General features: G+C 65.4%; 2 protein-coding genes. Both read left to right on the forward strand.

The window, feature by feature from the left end; genetic code table 11:
- Positions 1–1,527 (forward strand): adenylate/guanylate cyclase domain-containing protein (locus ACXJL8_RS35145; RefSeq protein WP_456686461.1); only part of this gene is annotated, 1,527 nt, incomplete at its 5' end.
- A 186-nt stretch (positions 1,528–1,713) separates the two neighbouring features.
- On the forward strand, positions 1,714–4,349 hold a 2,636-nt coding region (locus tag ACXJL8_RS35150; protein WP_456686462.1), incomplete at its 3' end, for a di-heme-cytochrome C peroxidase.

Here is a 4,349-nt window from a genome sequence, read left to right on the forward strand (position 1 = left end):
ATGCAGTTCCGCCTCGGCATCCATATGGGTGACGTCATCGCCGATGAGGACGAGGTCTTCGGTGACGATGTCAACATTGCCGTCCGGCTCGAATCCGTGGCGAGCCCCGGCGGCTTCGCCATCTCGGCCAAGGCCTACAAGGAGGCGAGCAAGCATCTCACCGTGCCGCTGGTCGATGCCGGCAACCATCGCTTCAAGAACATCAAGGATCCGATCGGCGTCTGGACCTGGACGCACGAGGGCGCACCGGCGCTGGCGCCCGCGCTGAAGGAGACGTCCCCCCTCTCGCCGCAGTCCCGGACCGCGATCGTCGGCGTGCTGCCCTTCGCCAATCTCAGCGACGCCCAGGATGAATATTTCTCCGACGGCCTCACCGAGGACCTGATCCACGCGCTGTCGCTGCAATCCTTCTATCGCGTGCTGAGCCGCAACTCGACCTTCGCGTTCAAGGGCAACAACGGCAGCACCCGCCTGATCGCGCGGGAGATCGATGCGACCTATTTGATCCAGGGCTCGGTGCGGCGCGCCGGAGCCAAGATCCGCGTCACCGCCGAGCTGATCGCGCCGGAGACCGGCGAGCAGCTCTGGACCGGCCGCTACGACCGCGACATCGGCGACCTCTTCGCGATGCAGGACGAGATCACCACGAACCTGTCCGCCGCCATCGCCACCGAGATCGTCCGGGCCGAGGCCTCGGCGCCGGCGCGGCTCTCGACCGACGTGACGGCCTGGGACCGCTTCCTCAAGGGGCTGTCCCACTACTACCGGCAGACCAAGGAAGATTTGACCGCCGCCGTCGAATTGTTCCGGGAGGCCATCAGGCTCGAGCCCAAACTGTCGATCGCGCATGCCTATCTCGCCACGATCCAGATCCAGAGCATCCAGTTCGGCTGGGTCAAGGGCACGCGCCAGATGTGGGCCGAGGCGATGAACCTCGCCGAGACCAGCGTCYGGCTCGACCCGCGCTCCTCCTTCGCGTTCTCGATCCTGTCCTGGGCCCACGCCATGGAGGGGCATGACGAGGCGGCGATGGACGCCGCCAAGCGCGCGGTCGCCCTCAATCCCTACGACATGGGCGCGCGCGGCGTGCTCGGCATCTGCCATTTCGTCATCGGCGAGCACCGCGAGGCGATCGAGCTGTTTTCGATGGCGGCGCAGCGCGACAACAGCGACCCGCGCTACCAATGGGCGGCGCTGAACGCCTTCAGCCATTATCTCCTGGGGCAGTATGACGCGACCCTGTCATGGGCCCGCGAGCAGCTCTACATCAATCCCAACCACATGCAGGCGCTGGCGATCCGCGCCGCGGCGCTGGCGCAATTGGGGCGGGCCGGCGAAGCGAGCGAGGCGACCTGCGTGCTCATGGGCAACTACCCGACCCTGAATGTCGACCGGCACTTGCGTAATTTTCACTGGAAACGGCCCGAGGACATCGCCCATTACCGCGAGGGCCTGCTCAAAGCGGGCGTCCYGCTCGGCAAATTGACCCTGGTCCAGAGCGACGTCAAACGCGCCGCCGAATCTTGAGGGCAAGCCGCGACCGCGCGACGACCTCACGTCCGCTCTTGTTGACAGCACAGTGAATTCGGCCACACTTTGTCACACGCTGAAGTAGTATAGTCGGCGGCGGCCGCGCTGGCGGTTTGTTAGGACTTTCCGCGCTCTATCGGCGCGCCTGCTTTTCACGATTCGCTGTTTTCAGGAATTTGGGCCATGCATCACCCCGCCTCGAAGCCCCCCTTCGATCCCTCGATCCAGGTCTCGCCCGACAATCCCTGCCCGTTCCTGCGCGGCCTGGTCGGCGAAGGCTTCGTCGACGGCGGGACCGTCCCGCTCGTCACGCTGTCGCAGACCATCGCGAATGCGAGTGGCGAAACCGGACCGACGAAGGTCTGGGCCCGCATCCAGGTCCGCGGGGTGGCGCTCATCGCCAACGGCATCCGTCACATCCTGAAGAGCATCTGGTCGGGCGCGCAGCTCGACGCGTTGCGCGGCGGCCCGCTGGACAAGCGCGGCGCCGGCTCGCGCATTCTCGGCGTCGACGGCAAGGTCAACGAAGACGAGATCGCGCGGCTTGCGAGCTTCGGCCGTACCTACACCGATCCGGACGGCGGCAACGCCGAGCAAGGTCTCAACGCGTCGGAAATCAAGACCTTCATGAGTGACAACCTCAAGCGCGCCGGCAGCGCCGCGCGCTGGTACTACCCGCTGCTGATGAAATTCGAATGGCCGGTCCTCCTGAAGATCATGGGCAAGGGCAAAGGTGAAGACCGCTACCTCAGCATCGCCGATGTGCGCACGCTGTTCAACGAACGCCAATTCCCCGATCGCATCAACCACCGGCTCGTGTCACAGCCGCTGCTGTCGGCCTGCCAGCTCAGGTTCCGCTGGGCATTCGCGTTCGCAGCGCTCCTCATCGGCCTCGGTCTTGTCGCGCTCGTCGCGGTCGCCGAATTCCCCAACCAGGTCCGCGCCATGCTGCCGCAGAAGGGAATCCTGGCGCAGCTGCTGCCGCCGCCCTTGCCGAGGGTCCCGGAGACGACGGCCGCCTATTGGCTCGAGCAGAACTGGTCGCTGAAGGACCGGCACTGGTTTCATCACGCCAGCCAGGGCACCGCGACCTTCCCGGTGCCCTACAATTGGTTCCTGGCGCTGGAGCAGCCGCGCCTCCATCTGTTCTCACGGCCCGGCATGATGAAGGACAGCGCCTATCTCGAGCGCTTCGGCTTCATCTCGAGCCCGCAGTCGATCCAGACCGACGTGACGACGCTCCGCCGCTTCGGTTACGCCAATGTCTATGAGACGACGCAGGCGTCGGACTGGTCGACCAGATGGACCCCGGCGGAGAACGTCGACGGCCTGCCGGTCGGCTTCGCGCGGATGACCGGCGTCGCCGATCCCGCGACCGGCCGTCGCGAAGAGGACAAGATCGGGCTGACCTGCGCGGCCTGCCATACCGGCCAGATCCACTACAAGGGCGTGGACGTGCGCTTCGACGGCGGGCCCGCGATGACCGACCTGAAGAAGCTCGAGCTCTCGACCGGCCTGTCGATCGCCTACACGCTGTACGTCCCGTTCCGCTTCCAGCGCTTCGCCGATCGCGTGCTCGGCCCCGAGGCCAGCAAGGCGGACCACGACGCGCTCAAGCAGCAGCTCGGCGCGATCGGCAAGTTTCTGATCGACTGGCAGAACAAGTACAACGAGACGATCGAGCACAAGGAGACCTGGGACAAGAAGGTGCAGAAGGACACCGAGGAAGGGTTCGGCCGCCTCGACGCCCTCAATCGCATCGGCAACCAGGTCTTTTCGCAGGATCTCGCGTTGAGCGGGCTCAGCGGCTTCGAGAAGAACCTGCATGCCCAGGACGCGCCGGTCAGCTATCCCGCGATCTGGACCGTGCCGTGGTTCAAGTTCGCTCAATACGACGCCTCGATCGAGCAGCCGCTGATCCGCAACGCCGGCGAAGCGCTCGGCGTGACCGCACTGCTCAATCTGTCCGACGCCTATCCCGAGGACAGGCTGTGGCGGTCCTCGGTCCATATCAACACACTCGGCTGGATCGAGGACATGCTGAGGGGGCCCGATCCGTTCAAGGCCGCCGAGCCGAAATTCGGCGGCCTGCTGGCGCCGAAATGGCCGTCGCAGATCCTCGACGACGCGTGGAAGCTGAAAACCGATCGCATCGAACGCGGCCGTGCGATCTACGCCGAGATGTGCTCCGGGTGTCACCTGCCGGCCGTCGACACCCCGGCTTTCTGGTCCTCGCGGCATTGGGAGCCAAGCGGCGACAGCAAGGTCTTGAACGCGGTGACGATTCCCACGGAGGAGATCAAGACCGATCCCGAACAGTCGCTCGTGCTCAGCAACAGGGTTGTCGATGTACCCGGCTTCCTGAAGGTGAATACGGCCGACCTCCAGACCTGGTGGCAATGCGACGTCCCGACCGCGAGCTCGCCGACCGAGATGGTGTATGCGCTCGGCCTCATGACGGTCGTCGATCTCGTGGCCCGCAAGTGGATGGACGACGACAAGACCCCGGAAGCGGAGCGGGCGAAATTGTGGAACCTCGCGCGCAAGAACTGTCTCAACCCGGCACCCGGGCCGCGCTATCGCGCGCGGCCGCTGAACGGCATCTGGGCCACCGCTCCCTATCTGCACAACGGTTCGGTGCCTTCGCTGTACTGGCTGCTCAAGCCGCAGAACGAGCGCCCGACGAAATTCTGCATGGGCCACCGCGACTATGATCCCGTGACTGTCGGCTTCGCGGTTGCTGCGGACGAGCGCTGCCAGACCGGCGAAACGCAGTTCTCGATGACGGGATCCGACGGCAAGCCGATCCAGGGCAACAG

Source organism: Bradyrhizobium sp. P5_C11_2, from assembly GCF_054049755.1.